This is a genomic window from Brevibacillus sp. Leaf182, from assembly GCF_001423865.2.
Classification (GTDB): Bacteria; Bacillota; Bacilli; order Brevibacillales; family Brevibacillaceae; genus Brevibacillus; species Brevibacillus brevis_C.
On sequence record NZ_LMPN02000034.1, the window covers coordinates 70,281 to 92,275 of the forward strand.

General features: G+C 47.0%; 27 protein-coding genes. 21 read left to right on the forward strand and 6 right to left on the reverse strand.

The features are described from left to right. The first annotated feature begins 91 nt into the window (after positions 1-91). The 15 genes from copZ (at position 92) to ASG16_RS26245 (ending at position 11,575) form a co-directional block, all read left to right on the forward strand. Complete coding sequence (copZ, locus tag ASG16_RS26175; RefSeq protein WP_056493841.1) at positions 92-295, forward strand: copper chaperone CopZ; 204 nt, start codon at positions 92-94, stop codon at positions 293-295. 99 nt (positions 296-394) lie between these two features. After that, the gene (locus tag ASG16_RS26180; protein ID WP_056493843.1) at positions 395-1,021 is read left to right on the forward strand and encodes an NAD(P)/FAD-dependent oxidoreductase; all 627 of its coding nucleotides are present in this window, start codon (positions 395-397) and stop codon (positions 1,019-1,021) included. Between the two features lie 91 nt (positions 1,022-1,112). Then, on the forward strand, positions 1,113-1,436 hold the full coding sequence (locus tag ASG16_RS26185; protein ID WP_016739861.1) for a metal-sensitive transcriptional regulator: 324 nt from the start codon (positions 1,113-1,115) through the stop codon (positions 1,434-1,436). 128 nt (positions 1,437-1,564) lie between these two features. Next, positions 1,565-2,311: a PIG-L deacetylase family protein gene (locus tag ASG16_RS26190; RefSeq protein ID WP_056493845.1), complete on the forward strand. Its 747-nt coding sequence runs from the start codon at positions 1,565-1,567 to the stop codon at positions 2,309-2,311. 14 nt (positions 2,312-2,325) lie between these two features. Next, positions 2,326-4,158 (forward strand): ABC transporter substrate-binding protein, encoded by a 1,833-nt coding sequence (locus tag ASG16_RS26195; RefSeq protein WP_056493848.1) that lies wholly within the window; start codon positions 2,326-2,328, stop codon positions 4,156-4,158. A 93-nt stretch (positions 4,159-4,251) separates the two neighbouring features. Continuing rightward, positions 4,252-5,229: an ABC transporter permease gene (locus ASG16_RS26200; RefSeq protein ID WP_048032485.1), complete on the forward strand. Its 978-nt coding sequence runs from the start codon at positions 4,252-4,254 to the stop codon at positions 5,227-5,229. Next, positions 5,222-6,076, forward strand: a complete 855-nt coding sequence (locus tag ASG16_RS26205; protein ID WP_056493851.1) for an ABC transporter permease — start codon at positions 5,222-5,224, stop codon at positions 6,074-6,076. Before ASG16_RS26200 ends, ASG16_RS26205 begins: the two co-directional genes overlap by 8 nt. Before the next feature lie 6 nt (positions 6,077-6,082). Continuing rightward, on the forward strand, positions 6,083-7,039 hold the full coding sequence (locus ASG16_RS26210; protein WP_056493853.1) for an ABC transporter ATP-binding protein: 957 nt from the start codon (positions 6,083-6,085) through the stop codon (positions 7,037-7,039). Positions 7,040-7,042: 3 nt separating this feature from the next. After that, entirely contained in the window at positions 7,043-8,089 is a 1,047-nt protein-coding gene (locus tag ASG16_RS26215; protein ID WP_056493858.1) for an ABC transporter ATP-binding protein, read from the forward strand. A 122-nt stretch (positions 8,090-8,211) separates the two neighbouring features. Then, the gene (locus ASG16_RS26220) at positions 8,212-9,084 is read left to right on the forward strand and encodes a cupredoxin domain-containing protein (protein WP_056493957.1); all 873 of its coding nucleotides are present in this window, start codon (positions 8,212-8,214) and stop codon (positions 9,082-9,084) included. Between the two features lie 104 nt (positions 9,085-9,188). Beyond that, positions 9,189-9,938, forward strand: a complete 750-nt coding sequence (locus ASG16_RS26225; protein ID WP_056493861.1) for a cytochrome c biogenesis CcdA family protein — start codon at positions 9,189-9,191, stop codon at positions 9,936-9,938. A gap of 36 nt (positions 9,939-9,974) precedes the next feature. Further along, positions 9,975-10,358, forward strand: a complete 384-nt coding sequence (locus ASG16_RS26230; RefSeq protein WP_056493864.1) for a rhodanese-like domain-containing protein — start codon at positions 9,975-9,977, stop codon at positions 10,356-10,358. A gap of 129 nt (positions 10,359-10,487) precedes the next feature. Continuing rightward, on the forward strand, positions 10,488-10,715 hold the full coding sequence (locus tag ASG16_RS26235) for a spore coat associated protein CotJA (protein ID WP_082517280.1): 228 nt from the start codon (positions 10,488-10,490) through the stop codon (positions 10,713-10,715). Next, entirely contained in the window at positions 10,712-10,984 is a 273-nt protein-coding gene (locus ASG16_RS26240) for a spore coat protein CotJB (RefSeq protein WP_056493867.1), read from the forward strand. Before ASG16_RS26235 ends, ASG16_RS26240 begins: the two co-directional genes overlap by 4 nt. Positions 10,985-11,005: 21 nt before the next feature. Next, entirely contained in the window at positions 11,006-11,575 is a 570-nt protein-coding gene (locus tag ASG16_RS26245) for a manganese catalase family protein (RefSeq protein WP_048032490.1), read from the forward strand. A 94-nt stretch (positions 11,576-11,669) separates the two neighbouring features. Here ASG16_RS26245 and ASG16_RS26250 read toward each other — a convergent pair whose 3' ends face one another. Beyond that, entirely contained in the window at positions 11,670-13,337 is a 1,668-nt protein-coding gene (locus tag ASG16_RS26250) for a ribonuclease J (protein ID WP_056493870.1), read from the reverse strand. A 163-nt stretch (positions 13,338-13,500) separates the two neighbouring features. Between ASG16_RS26250 and ASG16_RS26255 the strand changes: the two genes are divergently transcribed. After that, a complete protein-coding gene (locus ASG16_RS26255) occupies positions 13,501-13,920 on the forward strand; it encodes a thioredoxin domain-containing protein (RefSeq protein WP_048032492.1) in 420 nt (139 codons plus the stop codon). A gap of 94 nt (positions 13,921-14,014) precedes the next feature. Here ASG16_RS26255 and ASG16_RS26260 read toward each other — a convergent pair whose 3' ends face one another. Then, positions 14,015-14,455, reverse strand: coding sequence for a protease complex subunit PrcB family protein (locus ASG16_RS26260; protein WP_017247956.1), 441 nt, complete (start codon positions 14,453-14,455; stop codon positions 14,015-14,017). A 61-nt stretch (positions 14,456-14,516) separates the two neighbouring features. On the opposite strand from ASG16_RS26260, the gene ASG16_RS26265 reads away from it, so the two are divergent. Then, the gene (locus ASG16_RS26265; protein WP_056493874.1) at positions 14,517-16,412 is read left to right on the forward strand and encodes a hypothetical protein; all 1,896 of its coding nucleotides are present in this window, start codon (positions 14,517-14,519) and stop codon (positions 16,410-16,412) included. Between the two features lie 72 nt (positions 16,413-16,484). Next, on the forward strand, positions 16,485-16,940 hold the full coding sequence (locus ASG16_RS26270; protein WP_056493877.1) for a YlbF/YmcA family competence regulator: 456 nt from the start codon (positions 16,485-16,487) through the stop codon (positions 16,938-16,940). Position 16,941: 1 nt separating this feature from the next. On the opposite strand, the gene ASG16_RS26275 is transcribed toward ASG16_RS26270, so the two are convergent. Then, complete coding sequence (locus ASG16_RS26275) at positions 16,942-17,271, reverse strand: hypothetical protein (protein ID WP_056493880.1); 330 nt, start codon at positions 17,269-17,271, stop codon at positions 16,942-16,944. 75 nt (positions 17,272-17,346) lie between these two features. Between ASG16_RS26275 and ASG16_RS26280 the strand changes: the two genes are divergently transcribed. Then, the gene (locus tag ASG16_RS26280) at positions 17,347-17,691 is read left to right on the forward strand and encodes a YlbG family protein (protein WP_007725782.1); all 345 of its coding nucleotides are present in this window, start codon (positions 17,347-17,349) and stop codon (positions 17,689-17,691) included. Between the two features lie 144 nt (positions 17,692-17,835). After that, positions 17,836-18,600, forward strand: a complete 765-nt coding sequence (locus tag ASG16_RS26285; RefSeq protein ID WP_047068803.1) for a LamB/YcsF family protein — start codon at positions 17,836-17,838, stop codon at positions 18,598-18,600. Between the two features lie 28 nt (positions 18,601-18,628). Here the strand turns inward: ASG16_RS26285 and ASG16_RS26290 are convergent, their stop codons facing one another. From ASG16_RS26290 to modA, 3 genes are read right to left on the reverse strand one after another with little or no spacing between them, the layout of a single operon-like run. Continuing rightward, positions 18,629-19,294: an ABC transporter ATP-binding protein gene (locus tag ASG16_RS26290; protein WP_056493883.1), complete on the reverse strand. Its 666-nt coding sequence runs from the start codon at positions 19,292-19,294 to the stop codon at positions 18,629-18,631. A gap of 16 nt (positions 19,295-19,310) precedes the next feature. Then, positions 19,311-19,997 carry a molybdate ABC transporter permease subunit gene (gene modB, locus ASG16_RS26295; protein WP_056493885.1) on the reverse strand — a complete coding sequence of 229 codons (687 nt, stop codon included), beginning with the start codon at positions 19,995-19,997 and terminating at the stop codon, positions 19,311-19,313. Between the two features lie 30 nt (positions 19,998-20,027). Next, positions 20,028-20,825 carry a molybdate ABC transporter substrate-binding protein gene (gene modA / locus ASG16_RS26300; RefSeq protein WP_056493888.1) on the reverse strand — a complete coding sequence of 266 codons (798 nt, stop codon included), beginning with the start codon at positions 20,823-20,825 and terminating at the stop codon, positions 20,028-20,030. Between the two features lie 143 nt (positions 20,826-20,968). Here modA and ASG16_RS26305 point away from each other — a divergent pair, with 143 nt between their 5' ends. After that, positions 20,969-21,928, forward strand: a complete 960-nt coding sequence (locus tag ASG16_RS26305) for a substrate-binding domain-containing protein (RefSeq protein WP_056493891.1) — start codon at positions 20,969-20,971, stop codon at positions 21,926-21,928. Positions 21,929-21,995: the final 67 nt, after the last annotated feature.

Consider the following 21,995-nt stretch of genomic DNA (forward strand, 5'->3'; position numbering starts at 1 on the left):
AGGAAAATGTAAAATTGGGTATTGCATACCCTACAGGGGTATCGTAAAATGAAATCAAGATATGCTTCCCAAAAACAAAGGAGGATGTAAAATGAATGTCACTTTGAACGTACAAGGAATGTCCTGCAATCACTGCGTCATCTCTATAGAAGGTGCTCTTCAAAAACTAGACGGGGTTAGCAAAGCAACGGTGAGCCTTGCTGACAATCAGGTAAGCGTGACTTTTGATGAATCCGTTGTTTCGCTGGACAGTGTGAAGGAGACCATTGAAGATCAAGGATACGATGTCGTTTAAGTAAGGTTGCGGGAAAGGCTGTGATTGTAGAATGGCAGCCTTTCTTAACCTAACAGTTGACCGAAAATTGCAAATTTAAATGTGTAGGAGGAATGCTTTTTGAAGCGTGTACAGTTTGCCGTAAGTCCAGAAATTCGTGTCGGTGGTTCTGTGTTTTCTCCAGCAGATATGGTGACGATCGGTCAAATCGTTGGCGAGGATGCACAGATTGAACTTTCAACCTTTCAGCAGCTTATTGTCGAGATGAAGGAAGAGAAGGCGGAGGATGCCAAAAAAGCGCTGCGTGAAAAAGGCTTATGCGTGTACGAAACGGGCTCTGTCGTGAAGAATTTGTCTGTCTGTTCTTTTTGCAAAGGAGCAGAGATTGAAGGGCTAGAGGCAGCGAGAAATTTGAATGATACGATTGCAGGGATGGCCGTTCCCTTTCCGATGAGAGTCGGTTATACGGGCTGCCCAAATGCCTGTGGAGAGCCGTTGGTAAAAGATATCGGGATCGTCAAGCGAAAAGAAACCTTTGAAATATACGTCGGAGGTCAATCGAAAACAATGGAGGCCAAAACTGCCGAGCTCCTGGTCGAGCAGGTGAAAGAAGAACAATTATCCTCCATCGTCCAAAGCATCATAACGTTGTATCAGACGCAGGGGAAAAAGAGAGAGAAGTTTTTCAAGTTTGTCGAGCGATATGGATTGGAAAATGTCCGAAAAGAATTGGGGCTGTCCTCCTGATCGATAGGTGAATAGGGAACTTGCTACGTTTTGAAAATTTGGATTATAATCGAAGCGTATGTTTGCGAGGATGATTAGAGGAGGAATCTCATTGTCAAGTGCAGAATTGAACGTTGTCCAGTCTTGTCATACATCTGATCGAAACAGTCATCATTCAGAAAAAACCAAGCAAAACTTGCAGGCGCGCCTCAATCGGATTGAGGGACAGATTCGCGGGATTAAAGGCATGGTGGAGAAGGATGCTTATTGTGATGATGTCTTGAATCAAATTGCTGCGGTACAATCTGCCTTAAATTCAGTGGGACGTATCCTTTTGGAAGGACATATGAAATCCTGTGTGATTGAACGCATCCAAGAAGGGGACAGCGCAGTCATTGACGAGCTGTTAACCACGATGAATAAGCTGATGAAATAAAAAGCTTCAGAAATGAAGCTTTTTTATTATTGCGAAATATAGGTTAGTGGGGTATAGTATTTTCAAGTCAGAATATTTTCATAATACAGAAAATATCAATCATACAGGATGACAAGGGAGATGAAAAAATGGGCAAGAAAATGTTGCTGTTAGGTGTGTACGGCATGGAAGTGGTGGAGAGTGGCGGTGCTCTTGCCATTAACGTGAACAATGGAGGGGAATCGTACGCCTCGATCATGCTGTCTAGCGAAAAATCACGTCCGCAGGTTACAGAGGCGGCAGCGGTATTGGGGGTTCAGATGTATTTTCCCGGCTTTCAATCCGGGTATGTAGATGTCAGTCCGGAATCTAAGAAAAAGCTCGTACGGATTATCCGCGAAGTGAAGCCAGATATTATCATTACACAGGACCCGGAGCATTCCTTTCACGATTTGGACCCAGACCGTAGACAGGCCATGATTTTGATTCTGGAAAGTATCGCATTGGCAAGCCGGGAGTTTGCCTTAGATGAAATGCTTGGCTTGGAAGCTCACCCGATCCCGACGATCTATTACATGACTCCGCATCATCCCAACTGTGTCGTTGATATTTCGTCAGTGTGGGAACAAAAAAATCGAGCGATGGATGTCTTACACAGTCAGATGGAGTTCAGTGGCCGACATTTTGAAGAAGCAGTCGATGCGAAGGCATTGGAGGCTATCGTTCCCGGGTTTTCCGCGTTACCCTCTGACTACGAAAAGGGAAGAGCAGTACACAAGGTACTCGATCAAGCCATTCACGTTTATCACGGTTTGGCAACACATGGTCATTTTGCATTAGCTGAAGCATATAAACGTGATGGGAACTTCCATTTGAAAGAACTGATCAACGAATAGGAGAGAGATATCGGATGAAGCATTATCGAATCGGGATGATATGGCTGCTCATCGCTCTGTTTTCCACGTTGTTCGCTATTCCGGCTGGTGCCGAGAATCACAGGGAGGTGAAGCTAGGGATCACACAGGATGAACGCTCCTTGAATCTGTACACATACAATACCGGCTTTCCTGGACTCGAGCTGGTCAATCTGCTTTACGACCCGCTATTTATCCTCGATAAAAGCAACAACCCCATTCCTTGGCTGGTCAAAGAATTCACGGTATCCGATGACGGCAAGCAATACAAAATGATTTTGCATGACCAAATCTTGTGGCAGGACGGAAAGCCTTTGACCTCAGAGGATGTGAAGTTCACCTATGAATACTTGTTGAAATATAAAAAATCCCGCTTTACAACCCCGGCAGCACTCGTGAAAACCATTCAAACACCCGACCCAACCACCGTAATCATGGAGCTTGAGAAGCCTGAGCCAGATTTCTTCATTCAACCTCTCGCAGATTTGCCGATTCTTCCGAAACATATTTGGAGCTCTGTGACTGATCCTGATAACTTCAACAATTCCTTGGGAAGCGGTCCTTTTATTTTAGAGGATTACAAAAAGGATCAATTTTATAAGCTGAAAGCGAACCCGCAGTACTTTAAAGGAAAACCGGAAATCGATACGTTAGTCATCCCCATCATCGCAGAAGCTAACGCCATGTTTACAGCATTAAAGGCAGGGCAGCTAGATGTTATCAGTCGTAGAGTCCAGCCGGAACTCGTCAAAGAGTTTGAAAGCAATCCTTCTATTAAAGTGGAAAGAGGCCCCGGTTTTGCTACAACGTTTCTCCAATTCAACGCCGAAAAGTTCCCGATGTCCGATCAAAAATTTCGTCAAGCGATAAGTCTTGCTATCGATCCGCAATACTTGGTAGATACGGTTTTGCTCGGTTTTGGCACAAAAGGAAGTCCCGGCTTTATTCATCCAGCTACTTCTTCTTACAACAAGGCGGTCGTACATAAAACCGATGTCGAACAAGCCAAATCCATTCTTGAACAAGCAGGCTATAAAGACACGGACAATGACGGCCTGCGAGAGGCGCCAGATGGCAAAAAGCTCGAACTCGTCAATCTGGTCCAATCAAACAATCCTTCTAGCATACGCTCTGCCGAAATCATTGCCGGATGGATGAAAACGATCGGGATTGATATGAAAGTTCGACCGATGGACCCCGATACCGTGATTAGTCTTGTCTGGCCCGAATATGATGTCACCAAAGGCCGGAATTATGACATGACAATGTTTGGCTGGTCGACTACGATGCAGTTGTTCCCTGCCAGATTGATTGACTTGTTCCACTCTGATCTCGCTGGCATGGGGGGAACCAATATTGGCGGATTCAAAAGTACAGAGTTTGACAAGCTGGCTGAGCAGCTCGATGCTACATTGGAACCGGAAAAACGCCAACAGATTATCAATCAGATGCAAGAGCAGGTAGCCAAAGATTATCCGATCGTACCTTTGTACTATGCAGAGGAAATTAGTGCGTACAATCCCTCTAAATACAACGGATGGGTATTCCAGGATGGGAAAGGCATCATCAACAAGCTCTCCTTTGTTAAAAATGGCGAAAAAGCCGCTGTGACAGCAGGACAGCCAGCAGCAACACCTGCAAGTACAACACCTGCAAGTACAACGCCTGCCGCTGCTACAGAAAGTGCTACATCTGCACCCACTCAAAAACAGGCGAATGCGAATACAGGAAAAGGTACGACTTCGATCGTTACCATTCTCATCATGATTGTCATTGTAGCGGGTGGATGGTATTTGCTCAGCAGAAGAAAAACGAAGAGCGAACGGTAAGTATGTTGACAGCTTCCCCTGTAGTAATGCTCCTCACTGTTATTGCGGGGGAACCATTTGTTCCTGTTGATCATCGAAAGAAGAGGTGTACTCATGACCCGATTTCTAACAGGCAAGGTCACTCAATATATTTTCGTTATTTTTATTATGCTGACACTGAACTTTCTCCTCCCACGTTTGATGCCAGGCAGTCCCCTCGCGTATATAGCTGGAGAAGACATCATGCTCATGACGACAGAAGAGAAGGAGGCCATATTAGAGGCACACGGATTGAATAAATCACTCTTGGAACAATACGTCATCTATTTGGGGAATATGGCGACGATGGATTTCGGCTATTCCTACCAACAAAAGATGCCGATAACGCAATTGATTTCGGAGCGGTTGCCGTGGACACTGCTGTTAACTGGACTGAACTTAGTGATTTCTACCTTGTTAGGCGTTATTTTTGGGACGATATCTGCCTGGAAATGGGGGAAAAGAAGCGATGTTAGTCTCTTGACAATTTTTATGTTTTTAAGCGCGATGCCGTCCTTCTGGTTGGGCATGATTCTGGTAGCGATTTTTGCCGCACAATGGGGGCTGTTTCCCATTTTTGGCGCGCAGACGGCATGGAGCAATCTGACAGGCTTAGATCGCGTTACCGACATCGCCCATCATCTCGTTTTACCTCTGGTGACACTCGTATTGATCACCGTTACGACAACCTATATGACGATGCGCTATTCGATGCTGAACGTGCTAGGCGAGGACTACATTATGATGGCCAGAGCCAAAGGCGTAAAAGAAAAAATGATTAAATATCGTCACGCGATGCGGAATGCGTTACTCCCCGTAGCTACGGTTTTTATGCTCAGTCTCGGTAATATTTTTGGAGGGGCAACGGTGATCGAAACCGTGTTTGCCTACCCAGGTATCGGCAGGCTGATGTTTGAGGCCGTATTAAGCAGGGACTACCCGGTAATACAGGCTGCTTTTCTTATCATTACGTTGAGCGTCGTCATCGCCAACTTCCTAGCGGACATCTTATACCCGATTCTCGATCCAAAGGTGGGAAGGAACAATGGATAAAGGCAAATGGCTACAGTACTGGACTATTTTTCAATCTAGCCGACTCGGGGCGATTGGTAGCATCATCCTTCTTCTATTTGTCATCGTTGCGCTAGCGGCACCACTCCTAGCACCTTTTGACCCGGACGAACGTGTAGCCACGCCATTTCTTCCACCAGGCGGAGATTATGTACTCGGAACCAATGACGTTGGACAAGACATCTTTAGCGAGCTCTTATACGGCACGCGCATTTCGTTGACGATCGGTATTTTAGCTGCATGGTTTTCTATCTTGCTCGGTTCTCTTGTGGGGATCGTTGCCGGTTACTTCGGGGGAAAAATCGATTCTGCTCTCATGAGACTGGTAGATTTGGTACTCGTTGTGCCTTTTTTGCCTTTGATGATTTTGCTCGCCGCGTTTATCGGTCCGAGCTTTTGGAATCTCATTTTCGTCATTACCGTATTGACCTGGGTATCTCCTGCTAGGGTGGTTCGCTCACAGGTCCTTACGATAAAAACGAAAGGGTTCGTGGAGGCCGCGCGATCAATTGGCAGCAGCGCTCCTACCGTGATGTTCCGTCATATTTTGCCGGGAGTCGTACCGATTGCTTTATCGCAATTCATCATGGCGGCGAGTAATGCCATCCTGTTGGAGGCTTCTCTCAGTTTTCTAGGGCTAGGCGACCCTTTGAATAAAAGCTGGGGAACGACCCTGTATTATGCACAGGCGAGAAGTGCTTTTTTGACGGATGCATGGCTATGGTGGATATTGCCACCGGGTGTGTTAATTACAGCGCTGGTTATCGGCTTTGCTTTTGCTGGCTACTCGCTGGAACAAATCTTTAATCCTCGGCTGCGGAAAGGGTGACTCGCCATGAATAAAGTTCTCGTCGTCGAAAATTTGCACACACACTTTTTTACGGCAAATGGTGTAGTAGAAGCGGTTGAGGATGTTAGTTTTCACCTGGAAAAGGGGGAAATGCTCGGGCTGATCGGAGAGTCTGGCTGCGGGAAGTCCACCGTGATTCAGTCCATTCTGCGATTGCTTGAATACCCGGGGAAGGTCATGAGCGGGAAAGCCATGCTGGGGGGAGTCGACTTGTTGCAGGCGCCAGCAGAGCAGATCGAAAAGCTCCGCTGGAAATCAATTTCTGTTATTCCCCAAAGTGCGATGAATGCCTTAAATCCTGTATTTACGGTCGGGGAACAAATTATGGAAGCGATTTTGTTACACGATAAAATAACAATGGAGGAAGCGATTCGACGAACCGAACAGCTATTAGAGATGGTCGGGATTCCAAAGCAAAGGCGCAAGTCGTACCAACATGAATTCAGCGGAGGAATGAAACAGCGTGTAGCCATAGCGATGGCACTAGCCTGTAATCCGCAGGTCGTCATCTCGGATGAATCGACGACCGGACTGGATGTTTTGACCCAAGCGCAGGTCATTGCGATTTTGAAAGATTTGCAACGATCCATGGACTTGTCCATTATTCTTATCTCTCACGACCTGCCGATGGTGACAGCCATCTGTGAAAGGATTGCCATTATGTATGCAGGCAAGATTGTGGAATATGGGACAACGGAACAATTGATTACGAACCCAAGACACCCGTACTCACAAGGTTTGCTCGCCGCCACTCCCGATATTAATGACCCCGAGAAAGAATGCCGTTCGATTCCGGGGACAGTGCCGTTGCTCATTAACCCGCCCAAAGGGTGCAGATTTCATACGAGATGTCAGCATGCGCAAGACAAATGCAAGGCAGAGTCACCTCCTTTAAGAGAAGTGCATGAAGGGCATTTTGTATCCTGTTTTGTAGGAGGGTAAGACATGGCAATCACGCAAAAGTCGCAATCCAACGATGAGTTGGTAACGGTGCAAAATCTGGTCAAACGTTTTGAAAAGAAGCAGGGGGCGTTTTTTCGCAGTAAAAAGACGACGGTCTATGCAGTAAACAATGTGAATTTCTCTATTAAAAAGGGGGAGATTCTCGGGATCATCGGGGAGAGCGGATGCGGGAAAACAACAACGGCTCGAATGATTATGCGGCTTACAAAAGAATCATCCGGTCAAATTCTTTTTGATGGGCAAGACTTGTGTCGATTAGGGGAACGGGCAGTAAGGGGAATTCGGCAAGAGATGCAAATGATTTTTCAGGACCCGTACGATTCATTGAATCCGGGAATGACCATTCTTGAAATCTTAATGGAGCCGCTCCATGCCCATCAAAAAGCGAGTACCTTCGAAGAGAAGAGGGAGCAAGTGCTTCAAATTCTCAACCATATCGAGCTTAGACCTGCCGAAAGCTTTTTGCAACGATATCCGCATCAGCTAAGCGGGGGTCAGCGACAAAGGATTGCAATCGCTCGAGCCCTCATTTTAAAACCAAAGTTCGTTGCGGCTGATGAGCCGACCTCCATGTTGGATGTGTCGGTCAGAATGGGCGTTTTGCAGCTATTAAAATCATTGAAAGAAGAAATGGGTCTGACGATGCTGTTTATTACCCATGACCTGTCGACGGCTGCCTACATGTGTGATCGGATAGCTGTCATGTATCAAGGGAATATCGTCGAGATCGGACCGACCCATGAGATTCTGTATCAACCCTCTCACCCTTACACACGCGCACTCGTAGCCGTAGTATCCGATCTCAATCATTTTCTCAAACACAGGCAAGAGCTGATAATAGATGGGGAAGTGCAGAATGAAGGAATCCAAAAAGGATGTCCTTTTCTTGTTCGCTGCCCCCATCAGGTTGATCATTGCCGCAATACGGTACCAATGCTAGAGCGCATCTCACCCGACCACTATGTTTCATGTATTCATCAACAGGGGGAATATGAGAGCACAAAGGTTACCAATAGGCATGCGAACTAGAAAATGTGCGAGCCCTCTCGACAGCAGTCAGAGGGTTTTCTTGTTCGTTATGTCCTATTTTGTTGGCGTAGGACATACTTTACAATGAGGGGAATATACTCGGGGGTGGTATCTTGAGCGCGGTGTATCAGGTCCTGATCTACGTCGGTTTCGCTTACGTTTGCTTCACATGGTTTATATGGCGACGAAAGCAGGGGATCGACCATATGCAAGGCATGATGAGCACGATGTCTGTCAGTATGATGATTGGCTTGATCGGAGGGTTGATCCTCGGCGATGTTTACAGGGGAGACCTGTATGTATCCACCATGTGGGGAATGCTGGCAGGGGGACTGTCTGGTTTTCTCCTAGGAGTTCCATTGTCGATCCTGAGTATTGTGGAAGGAATCTTATCGGGCGTCATGGGCGGGATGATGGGCGCCATGCTGGGAGAGATGGTTCCCGGTGAAAAAGTAGAGCCTCTCTTGTTTGTTTTCGTCATGCTCTATACCGTATGTATGCTACTCGTAGCCAAGCTGATTGATTTTCATAAAAATGAAACGAAGCGGTCCTCCTTTTTTCATCATCCTGCTACGCCGGCTGTGTTGCTGCTTGCCGTCTTCTTCTGGTTTCAATCATTGCCGTTTCCATCCCCGGCTCTTTATGCAGGTGATCGTGCGACAGAAATCAACCTCACAGCCGTAGACTTTTCCTATAAACCGAACCAATTTATCGTGAAAAAAAATACGGAGATCAAAGTCGTCTTTCAAAATGATGGCAATGTAGAGCACGATATCGAGGTGGTGTCTCATGGAAAAATCGTAACGATTTCAGAATCAAGCTCGGAACATCATCATGGAGCAATGGCTGATGGCGTGGTTCATTTGTACGCCAAGCCGGGAGAGTCAGTTGAAACCGTGTGGAAGGCATTGGAGGAAGGAACTTATGAATTTTATTGTACGATCCCTGGACACAAAGAAAGCGGCATGATAGGAAGCTTGCAAGTGACGGGATGAAGGAAAGGAGAGGCGAATCTTGCCTTTCTTTTTTTCTTCTTCATAGTTTCCACACAACCTGTCAGTAAAATAAAAGAAAAGGAAGACCTATTCGGAGGAGAAGCATGGATTGGTATTCGTACTTGTATCAATATGGAGCATGGATCAGCAAGCCCTTTTCCGATTTGTATTACGGAATGGGCGAACAAGCACCGTTGATTGGAGCGTTGTTACTCGGGATCGTCGGGGCGTTTGCACCGTGCCAGTTATCAGGGAATGTGGCTGCTTTTACTGTGTTCGGGAAGAATGTCGTCGTCAAAGGTGGCTTTCGTAGTCATGTCTGGATGTTCATCCTTGGCAAAGCAGTCGTGTATTCCGCGTTGGGAGCAATTGTATTTTCGTTCGGCGAACAACTCTCTACACAAGCGATCCCTCTGTTTCAGTGGGCGAGAAAATTACTAGCACCGATGTTTATTTTGATTGGATTGTTCTTAATCGGATGGATTAAACCGCCAATTCTACATACGCACTCATTTGAAGAAAAAATCAAGCGTTTTTCGGAGCGATTTGAGGGAAAGACACAATCCTTTTGGCTTGGCGTTGCCTTTTCCCTCGGGTTTTGTCCGACGATGTTTTGGCTCTATTTTGGACTAGCAATGCCCTTGATGTTCACGAGCTCGTTCGGTCCGATCATTCCCACTGTATTTGCACTTGGCACGGCGCTGCCGCTACTCATCGTATTACTACTGCTAGCCGTCGCAAGTGATAGCCCTTCTCTGATGAAGAAAACAAGGAAATGGGGTACGGCAACGCAAAAATTGGCTGGAATCGTGTTTGTCCTGCTCGGTATTTCGGACTTTATGGCATTTTGGTAAGGCTGCGACAAGATAACATACGAAAAGGTGGATCGGATGAAAAAGATATGGATAACGAGCGCTTTGGTGGTTGTACTCGCGACTGTAGCACTAGTATTTTGGAATACGAAACAATCATTGCAAATCATTGATTCAGCACAGTTGTCACAATGGATGACGGATGAAAAAGATATGGTGATTGTGGATTTGCGCGAGCCTGAGCTGTTTGAAGAGGGAAGAGTCCCCTATGCCATTAATATTTCTTTTGCAGAGATCAATGAGAAATACAGAAGCATTCCCACAGACAAAAAAGTCGTCTTCGTCTGCCATACTGGCCGGATGGGAGTAGAAAGTGGAAATCTCCTGCTTGAAAATGGCTACAAGGATGTTGCGAATCTGGACGGTGGCATGGCGAAATGGACTGGACAGGTGGAATCGTAGATGTTAACCGCGTTCCTTTTTTGGAGGAGAGCGGTTTCTTCTTTTTGGGGATTAATCACGCCTACTGGGTGGGCTGCATAGTGTAGTCATGAAGGAACAGACATTGCAAGTTGGAGGAGGATATTGGCATTGCATTCGCAAACACGCGACTATTATCCGTACGTTGGTCCCTACGATCCTTGTCCGCCAATTCGGGTGAAGACGTACCAGGTGCCCCCTCAGCTGTTCATGACGTTTCAGCCGGAGAACTTACCGCAATATAGCCCGATGGAAGCGTTGAAATTAGGTACGTTATGGCCGGCACTTTTTAGCCCGTATGATCCCAGACTGAGTCATTTAGGGAGGGGGCACTCATGACAGCTGAAAATAGATTTGGCGATGAACAATATTATGCATTGCTTGAACAACTGCAAGCGATCGACTTTGTACTGGTAGAGCTCAGTCTTTATTTAGATACGCATCCCACCGATCAGAATGCGCTTCAGCAGTTTAATGATTTAACGGAGAAACGCTGGGTTTTGGCAAACGAATATGAGAATTTGTACGGGCCTTTGCAAAATCTTGGCCGCAGCTATTCAGGCTATCCGTGGCAGTGGAATGATGATCCATGGCCTTGGCAAGTTTAGAAGAGAGGGATAACGACACCGATGTGGATCTATGAAAAAAAATTGCAGTATCCGGTTCGTGTCAGTAAGTGCGATATAAGAATGGCGAAGTATTTGATTGAGCAATATGGAGGGGCGGATGGTGAGCTGGCAGCCGCACTGCGCTATATGAACCAGCGGTATACGATCCCGAATAAAGTGGTCGGATTATTAACGGATATCGCTACCGAAGAGTTTGCGCATCTCGAAATGATTGCCACGATGGTGTATAAGCTGACCAAAGACGCGACTGTCGAAGAGTTGAAGGAAGCGGGATTGGGTGAGCATTACGCCAATCATGATCGGGCGCTCTTTTACAACAATGCCAGTGGTGTACCGTGGACGGCAGCCTATATCGCTGCCAAGGGAGATCCGATCGCGGATTTGTATGAGGATATCGCGGCCGAAGAAAAAGCCCGTGCGACGTATCAATGGCTGATTGACATGACCGATGATGTTGATTTGCAGGACAGCTTGAAGTTTTTGCGAGAGCGGGAAGTCGTTCACTCGATGCGTTTTCGCGAAGCTGTAGAGATTTTGAAGGAAGAGCGGGATGCGAAGAAGATATTTTGAGGGGGAAAAAGAGAGCTGGAGGGCTCTCTTTTTGTTTTTATGGCTGCTGCGGTTCAAAGGCAGGTGGAATGACTATTATGAGAAGGCTTTTCCCTCACACATCCATAATAATTGGCAGGATCATAGGTCTGCGCTTTGTTTTGGCATATACGAATTTCCCAATCGATTCCCGCATGCCTTGCTTCAAGCGGTTCCACTGACTCACATTCGCTTCCTGCAAATTGGTGATCACCTCGGATGCAATGCGAGTCGCTTCTTCCAACAGGCCCTCTGATTCCGGGGCGTGAATGAATCCGCGAGAAATAAGGTCAGGACCCGACAAAATTTTGCCGTCGGTTTTACTGCGCGTCACAACGATCACGAGAATGCCATCTTCCGAAAGATGTTTGCGATCCCGTAATATTCCATTCCCTACATCACCGATACCTAAACCATCCACCAAGGTATTTCCGGCAGGGATTTTTCTTTCCTGCACAGCCACACCATCCTGAATATCCACGACATCTCCGTTATTTACAATGAAAATGGACTCGATATCAACACCGACGGATTCGGCTAACAGACGATGTTGATGGAGCATCCGATACTCACCGTGAATGGGGATAAAGTATTGTGGCTTCATGAGAGTGAGCATGAGCTTCAACTCTTCTTGGAAGCCATGGCCGGACACATGCATGCCTGTCCCAGAGCCATATATAACGTTGGCACCCATAATAAACAAGTTGTCGACGATGCGGGCTACATTTCGTTCGTTCCCTGGAATGGGAGAAGAAGAGAGGATGACAGTATCGCCGCGTTCTACTTTCACGTGCCGATACCCGGAGGTTGACAACCGGGATAAGGCTGCCATTGGTTCGCCTTGGCTTCCCGTGCATAGAACAGCGACACGGGCTGGATCGAGCTCGTTCACTTCTTCTACTTCCACCAGCATGTCATCCGGTATATGTAAATAGCCTTGTTCCGATGCGATTTTGACCACATTGACCATACTTCGGCCCAACAAAGCAAGCTTTCGATTCGTCGCTTCTACGGCATCAATGACTTGTTGCAGGCGGTATACATTGGAAGCAAATGTCGAGACAAATATTTTCTGCTGTGCCTTACTGAATGCTTCTAATAGACGATCGCCCACGTGTTTTTCTGATGGAGTAAAGCCTGGGCGCTCCGCATTGGTACTCTCCGACAACAAGGCCAATACACCTTTCTGCCCGATTTCAGCCATTCTGTGCAAATCGGGGGATTGCTTATGCACCGGCGTTAAATCAAATTTAAAATCGCCCGTATGCACAATAGAGCCTGCTTTTGTCTCAAACACGACACCCAAGCAATCAGGAATGCTATGGTTCGTCTGAAAAAAGCTGATCGTGAGCGAGCCTAATGAAATAGTAGAGTGACGGTCGATGGAGATGAGGGTAGTCTGATGAAGCAAATTATGCTCCTTCAGCTTCAATTCGATAAGTCCTAATGTTAAGCGGGTACCGTAAACAGGGACGTTTAATTGTCGTAAAAAATAGGGAATACCTCCGATGTGATCCTCATGCCCATGCGTGACAATCAAGGCTCGGACTTTTTCCTCATTTTCCAGCAGATAACTAATGTCTGGTATGATCAGATCAATTCCTAAATAACTCTCATCCGGGAACTTCGAGCCACAATCAATGAGGACAATTTCATCCCCGCATTGAATCCCGTACATGTTTTTGCCGATTTCATATACTCCTCCTAAAGCAAAAATAGAAAGAGTTTCATTCCTTACATTCATATGTAGTCACTGACCTCCCCAGAGCTTCTTGTGGTTACTTTTACCTATTGGAAAGCTGAGTATGTATGATGGTTAGTAAGATCATGAGGAAAAAATGGATGAATGAACCAATCAGGTGTCGGGCACACTGGGGTAAGACTCATTTTGGAAGGGAGCAGCTCCGGTGAAAACCAAACGATTTCTTTTCCGCTTGTTTCTATTGATTGCCATTGCGGCTGGTGTGGAATGGTTTGTGTACGCGAACCAACAAGCGCAGACCGAAGTGGTAGCAGACGAGTCGCACGCTCATCATGCGGCGCCGACACTCGCTGTGACGCATACCCTTGTGAAAGATGATTTGCAACTCAAATTGGCTGTTACGAATTTCTCTTTTTCCCTTGAAAACATGGGGAAGGAAAACAAGCACGGAGAAGGGCATGTTCACCTGTACCTCGACGGCAAAAAGATCGCCAAAGTATTTGAGCCTAGCTATGTCATGAAGGATATCCCGGCTGGGAAGCATGAAGTCAAGGTAGAATTGGCCCATAATAACCACGAGTCGTATGGTGTTGCAGAGAGCTTTTCCATTGAGGTAAAGCCCTGATAAGCAAGGGTAACTGTTGGGAAAAGGAAAAAAGCCGACTTCGATACGCCTTGTGGCTTTCGAACTGTCGGCTTTTTTCATGGATAGAGATAGATTAGCGCATATGCACACTGACTTTTGCTTGCTGGTCTGGCAGGGCAATCACCAAAGTCGGATAGCTAATGACTTGTGTTTTCATCGAACCTGGAGCTGGTGCTTGTACCCGAACGTGTACGGCAAAGGCATGAGGGCCTGTCCGCTTGACTTGGTCCGCCACTAAACGATATCCTCCTGTAGGGCGCTGTCCTGCACCCACGACTACATAGGATTTTCCATTGGCACGAACAATAGTGTGTCCGCCATTTTTACGAACTTTCTTCAAAGCTTCCTGCACAGCCGGCGGATAAGGAGCAGCAACGGCCTCGTAAGCAGCATCTGCTTGTACAGCCTCTTTCGCCACAGGCTCAGATACGGTAGGATGTTGAGGTGACAAGACTTGTGTACCCGTTACTGCCAAAGTTGCTGTTAAAAGTAAGCTAGGAAATACATGCAACATCAAGATCCCTCCAATTGGTAAAAGTAATGAATCGAACATCATATAGACTGAGGTGACAGGCGTGCGTGTGAAGGATTCGCTGGAATACCTGTCCGAATCAACGCGACAAGCGATTCTACATGAACAGACCAAACGATATCAGATTGCCGAAGAGCAAGATTTAACAGCGAGATTATTGGATCCCGCTTTTATTGGGCGAGTATGGGAACAGGCAGATGAGCTGGAACGAACCGTTATCCGGCTTTTCGTAACCAAAGCGACGAGAGGCTTTTTTAGCAAACGAACTTGGGAACGCGAAACGGCAAAAGAGCACAGACATCTGTCAGTCGGCTTGACGAAATTGCGACGGCTTGGACTGATCTTGACTGTACGGAAAATGTGGAGTGAGATCGGCTATTTGATGCCACAAGAGGTTCGAGAGCAGTTTACGAATCAAATGCTGCCGAAAGCCTCCCTGGCTTTTGTTTCTCTTTCAAAAACGCTCCCTTATTATATATCAGCAGGCAGAGGGATACATCTGGATCTTTTTGGGCTTCTGTTGTTTATTCGAGACAACCAAATTCCCATTACGCAAAAAGGAAGTATTCATCGCAGGATGTCGCAAAAAATGCTGCCGCTGCTCTCGTTTACAGACGAGCATGTAAAAGGAATCGTGATTCCGCCGCTCGATCAGGAACATAGAGAGGGCTTATCCTTGACCATTGTCCTTGATATTGCGCTCAGACTGGGCTTGGTGTATAGAAAAGAGCGAGAACTCGTGCTTGATCTCAATCGAACGAAGCAATGGCTGCATCAACCGCCGCTTGTACGTTGGGAAGAGATGTACCAACTCGTCATGGAACAATTTTTGCCGCATGGCGACTGGTGGGAATTTTTCATTCAATTGATGAGACAGGTTCCTGTCGAGCAGTGGTGTTCCATTCATGAGCAATTGCGCATGCTAAAAGAAGCAGGATTCCCTTTGCCCGACCATGCAGAGGAGCTCATTGTGGAGCAATGGATGCATTTGCTGTTAGGCTTGGGATGGATTCAGCTTGGGCTGGACGAGGAGCGAGGGGTTTTTTGGCGTTGGAGCAGCTTGCCGCGATTATCGTCGGAGGAAGGCTGGTTTGTAGACCCTACAGGTGCCATTACAATCCCTCCGCTTGTTCCGTTGCTGGATGTATGGGAAATCAGCCGATTTTGCCAGCTCCAATTTGATGGGCAATTGATTCGGGGTGAATTGCAAGCAAGGCTGTTGCAATCGTATTTGGCACAAGGAGGGACGGAGGAGCAAGTCATCGAAAAGCTCCGTGTCTCGTGTGTTCATCCGTTGCCTGAGAGCTTGATTGAAGTTGTCAGCCAATGGGCGAGAACAGCAAGGCAGATTCAAATGGAGCCGTACTTCCTCGTTCGGACAGCACATGCTGGATTTCTGGAGGAATGGCGCGAAATTCCTGACTTTCGCTCATTCCTTACCCAAGTGATATCGCCGACTTCGTTTTTGATTCCGTACTCACAGGAAAAAGAACTGATCCGTTTACTTCGTCACTTCGGTTATGAGCCGCAAGTGCTGTCACATGTTGCTAGCGCAAGCAAAGAGCTCCAGCCGCACCAAAACAGTCAAGCGGGAAATAAAGGCTTGCTTCTCATCGAACGACCTTGGGACGGATATGCTATAGAAAACACGTTTCCTGAGCAAAATGAGCAAATCGCAGCACTACCCAAAATGTGGACAAAGCATTTCCAATCGTATCATCCACAATCGATGCGGGATTTGTTTAAGCGCGCAATAGAACTGAAGCTGGAAGTCGAGATTCAGCAAAGCGGAAAAGAAAAGCTGCGAGGGCTACCGACAGAAGTACGCCTGGAAATGGGGTACTGGATGGTTACGATTGCCGGACAAGGCGGCAAACAGGGTTACCGTCTCGACAACATTGAGCGAGTGCGCATTGTAGTGCCTGAATATCTGTACTAAGGGTGTGCATCGTGATACAATCAAGAATGACGTAAAGTTTTCTAGCTTTACGGCGAAAGGAGGTCTCGCTTTATGGAAACATTGGAGGCTGTGGATATGTCACAGTTGATCATGGAGTCTCATGAGCTGTCCACGATGATTAACCAATCGCGCGAGGTCTCGGAGTATCTGGAGGCCAAACGCCAAATGGAAGCAGATGAGGAAGTGCAACGTCTGCTCGTCGTGTTCGAGGCTAAGAAGGAACAGTACGAAGATGTGCAACGGTTCGGGAAGTATCACCCGGATTACAATCATATATCCAAAGAAGTACGGGAACTGAAGCGCAACATTGAACTGAGGGATTCCGTGCAGGCATTCAAGCGGGCAGAGGATGCTCTGGATGAGCTCTTGTATCAGGTGAGTAGAACCATCGCTCATTCTGTATCGGAAACGATCAAGGTACCGAGCAACAATCCATTTTTAGAGGCGCAGGGTAGTGGTTGCGGGACAGGTGGAAGCTGCGGCTGTAGTGTGAAAAAGCCATCGTAATTTACGCTGTTCCCGGTTCATTTTGGCGCAGCAAAAAGCAGTCTTCACAAAGATTGCCACAGCAAAATTGCTTTTCGTCAGGTACGCGAAAGCGGAAGCGATACACATGCTGCGCGTCATCAGAACGCACGTAAATGCATTCTGGCTGTAATTTGGTATCAGTGGTCAGGCGCTCTCCTGTCTCCATGAGCTGCTTTGTCAGCATAGGAGCGGGGAGCGTACTGCATACATAGAAAAAGAGCTGGCCAGCATATGTTCGCCAACTGCTATGGGTCACGATATTTTCGCGGTGAAGCGCTTCCTCGAATTGATGATAAAACGTAGCCAGCATAGACCACGATTCCTTTCTGTAATTAGCTTTCACCAGTAAGTATACCACGATTGGGAAGGAGACCGACGGCCAAACATGAGAGAGCGACGTCTGGGAGTCGCCGTGTGGGTGAAAAACACGCGTGCCGCTAAAAATTTACGCAAATTTGGCACCATTCATTACATCTCCAAACGCTTAAATTACGTTTCGATGTATGTGGATGCCAATTTGTTGGATGAAACGATTCGCATTATGGAAAAGCTGCACTTCGTAACAAAAATTGAACGTTCCCATCGCCATGAGATCCCGGTAGAATACAACAATGCCAGACCGGATAAGGCAAAGGAATACGATTATAAACAAGAGAAGAACCAGGTAATGGCACTAGCAGAGACCTTACAGACAGAAGAAAGCAGCCAAGCAACCGTTGGTTCGACATAAGTTGTTCATTAGCTGCCATTTTTCGGCAGCTTTTTTGCTTTTGTTAAACTGGCGTACATGGTATGCTAAAGTGGAAGAAAACGAGAAGCCACGCGTGTGAATGCGTTTTCAAGAGATAGATTAGCGAAAGAAAGGTGAGCATACATGATTCATCTGGATATTAACTGCGATATGGCAGAGGGCTTCAGCAGAGGTCGACAATCAGAGGATTTGGGGATTATGAAATGGATCACCTCCGTTAATATTGCTTGCGGATTGCATGCAGGGGACCCCCATATTATTTGCAGAACAATCGAAGCTGCACTCAAACATGATGTGAAAATCGGGGCACATCCTGGTTATGCAGATATTCAAGGCTTCGGACGTCGTTCGATGAACTTGTCTGTCAATGAAGTGTATGAGCTGGTGCTGTATCAAATCGCAGCCTTGGCTGGGACTACAAAAGCACTTGGCGGGGAGCTGCACCATGTGAAATTGCATGGCGCACTTTATAACGAAGCGGCTGAACGCCCAGAGCTCGCCGAAGCGGTTGTCCAAGCCATTGCGGATATTGATGAAGAACTGATCCTCTATGCACTGTCTGGCAGTAAGCTTGTAGAGGCAGGCTTGGAACACGGGCTTCAGGTGGCAGAGGAAGTATTTGCAGAGCGGGCTTATTTGCCGAATGGTCGATTGGCCCCGCGTGAGTTGGAAGGAAGCGTGCTGATCAGCAAGGAAGAACGCATGGAGCAGACACGACAGCTCGTTTTAAAACAAAGAGTGATGACGGTCAATGGCGAGCACATTGACTTGGCGGCCGATACCCTTTGTGTCCATCACGAGAGCCATGACGTACTGCAATTCCTTGGCGAAGTACATAAGTGGGCAAAGCAAAACGATGTGAAAATTGAACCAATCACAGCTCGATAGTAAAAAGCCATTCAGCAATGCCATCCCATCATCGGGAAATGGACGTTGCTGAATGGCTTTTTTCATGTTTCCGTTCTTTGATTGTGCCGTTATCGATCAGCAAAATGACATCTGCGAGCTTCTCGGCCTCTTCACGATCATGGGTGACCAGTAAAAACGGGATGTTCCACATGGCGTGAAGGCGTAGCAACTCATCCTGGCATTGTTTACGCGTATCCGCGTCCAGCGCCGATAAAGGCTCATCAAGGAGCAGGATGTCTGGTTCAGTAGCCAGTGCACGTACGAGTGCCACCCGTTGTTTTTGTCCCCCGGATAACTGGTGAGGATATTTTTGCAGTAGATGATCGATGCCCACTGTGGACAACAATGGGGCTAAATTGAGCTCATGTCCCTTTTTTAAGCCGTATCGAACATTTTGCTCGACCGTCATGTGAGGGAACAGCGCATAATCTTGAAATAAATACCCGATGTTGCGTTTTTGTACGGGAAGCGGCTTCTGTCCTTCGCGATAAAAAACGTTCTCGTTTAATTGGATCACGCCAGTTTCAGGATGTACCAGACCTGCAATACTGTTCAATATCGTTGTTTTACCAGAGCCGGATGGTCCGAACAATACGACAATTTCCTTCTGTACCGAAAAGGACACATCCAAAATAAAATCAGGCAAACGCTTCTGTATGTTGACAAAGAGCATTTACCATTCACCTGCCTTACTTTTGATTAGCGTACCTGCGCACGTTGCGACGACTCCACCAATTCAGCCAGAGAGTCGTGCCCATACCCAAGGAAACAATAATGATGACCCAAAACAATGCCTTATCCATTTGACCAGCCTCAACAGCAAAATAAATGGCGACGGGAATCGTATCGGTTTTCCCAGGGATGTAGCCAGCGAGCATCAGCGTAGCACCAAACTCCCCTAAACCGCGAGCAAAAGAAAGAACAAAGCCAGCCAACAGGCCAGGCCAAGCCAACGGAAAGGTAACGGTCCAGAATAATCGCCATTCGGAAGCGCCCATCGTGCGTGCCGCATTCTCCAAACGACGATCCACTCCCGTGAAGGCTGCGACTGCACTCTGATACATCAACGGAAAGGAAACGACAATCGAAGCAATAACGGCTCCTGAAAGCGTAAAGACGATGGTAATGTTGAACCATTCATGCAGAAGCTGGCCGAGAAAACCGTTTTTTCCGAAAAGCATCAACAAGCCGAAGCCAACAACAGTAGGAGGGAGAACAAGCGGAAGCAAAAAGAAGGACTCTAGCACATTCTTCCCCCAAAAATCCTTTTGTGTCATCCACCTTGCAGAAAGCATCCCAAGGACAAATACAAAGGAGGTGGAGAGCGCAGCTACTTTAAGGGATAGCATGAGAGGAGTAAGATTGGTTTCGATCACGCTTGCCACCTCCAATTCGATTCGGTTGGTTTATTGAAAACCGTACTTCTGTAAGATCGCTTTTCCTTTGTCGCTTGTCAAGTAGGCAAGAAAAGCTTTTGCCGCATCTGGGTTCTTTGATGCGCTGACGACCGCACCTGGATAAACGATCGGCTTGTGCCATTCAGGCTTGGCTGTCGCCAATACCTTTACATTTTTCGAAGCTGCGGCATCACTGGAATAGACAATACCGACTTCTGCGTTACCGGATTCTACGAAGGTCAAAACTTGGCGAACATCGCTGCCAAATACCATTTGTGCCGAAAGAGAATCCCACATTTTCAGCGTATCCAATGTTTCTTTCGCATATCGTCCAGCAGGGACTGTCTCAGGCTCACCGACGGCAATATGCTTGATGGCTGCGTTGTTCATCTCTTCAAAAGAAGAGATAGGGACAGCGCTCGTGTTACCTGCAATGAGAACGAGCGAGTTTTTTGTGAAGTCTTGGCGTGTGTCTTTGGCGATGAGTTGCTGTTCCTCTAGACCGTCCATGTCTTTTTTACTAGCCGACAAAAATACATCAGACGGAGCGCCTTGCGTAATTTGTGTGGCGAGTTTGCCAGAGCCTCCGAAGTTAAAGGTGAGGGTCGTTCCCGGATGTTCCGTTTCATATTGCGTTTTCAACTCATTCAAAGCATCCGTCAAGCTAGCAGCAGCAGAAATCATCAGTTCTACCTTTGCTGGTTCGGTTTTGGCTGGCTCACTTGCTTGTGGGGCTGTTTGCGTTGTGGAGCAAGCAGTGAGCATCAAGCAAAATGCCGTCAATAAGGCTAACCAGTGCTTCTTCATAAAAAAAGACCTCCATAATTATTTTTAGTTATAATTAATTATAATTGGACATAACTAGATTATATGGATTCGTAATGAATAATCAATTGCGATTTTACGACACTTGTTTGAAAATAGAGCAAAGGAGATGACGGAGGCGGGACATGAGTCAACAAAATTCTTATACCACCGAAGAAATAGCAAAGATTCTACGCATTTCCAAGCTGACGGTTTACGATCTGATTAAAAAAGGCGAGCTGCCCGCATATCGCGTCGGCCGGCAAATGCGCGTCGACGAAAGCGATCTGGAAGCGTACAAGGCGAAGGCAAAAGGAGAGTACAGACAAGCCTCAGCCGTTAGCATCCCACAGACAGGACAAGCTCAGCAAATGTCACGACATGAGCAGGCTGGTACAGGCCGCAATATCATTATCAGCGGGCAGGATGTGAGCTTGGACCTACTGGCTGGTCATTTGGAGAAAAAGGATGCGGCATACCGACCGCTCCGATCGTACGTGGGCTCTCTAAACAGCCTCGTGGCGATGTATACGGGTAAGGCTGATATCGTCAGCACGCACTTGTACGATGGGGATACCAACGAATACAATGTCCCGTATGTTCGTCGCATTTTATGTGGGCATCGTTTTGTTGTTATCAATATGTTGTCACGTTGGGCCGGATTCTACGTCCAGGCTGGCAATCCGAAACAGATCAAGGCATGGAGCGATTTTACGAAGCCGGGCATTCGAATGGTCAATCGGGAAAAAGGGTCCGGTGCACGCACGCTGATTGAAGAACAGTTTCGACTGGCAAAAATAGCGGGAAGTGATGTGATTGGCTATGAAAGGGAAGAGTCCAATCACCTGGCAGTTGCAGGGGTAGTAGCACGGCGCGAGGCAGACGTAGGGGTGGGTATTGAAAAGGCAGCTTCACTCGTCGGAGTCGAGTTTGTCCCAACTGTGCGTGAGCGATATGACCTCGTCTTGTTGAAAAATAAGGACAATGAACAACTCATTCAGGCCGTTCTTGATGTTCTCGGGTCGCGACCGTTTCAAATGGAATTGGAAGCAGTCGGGGGCTATGATCTTAGCCAGACCGGAAAAATTATGTACGAAACCTGGTAAAGGCTAAAGAAAGCTGCCAATCATTACGATACAATGAGTGGCGGCTTTTTTATTTCACCAGGAAGAA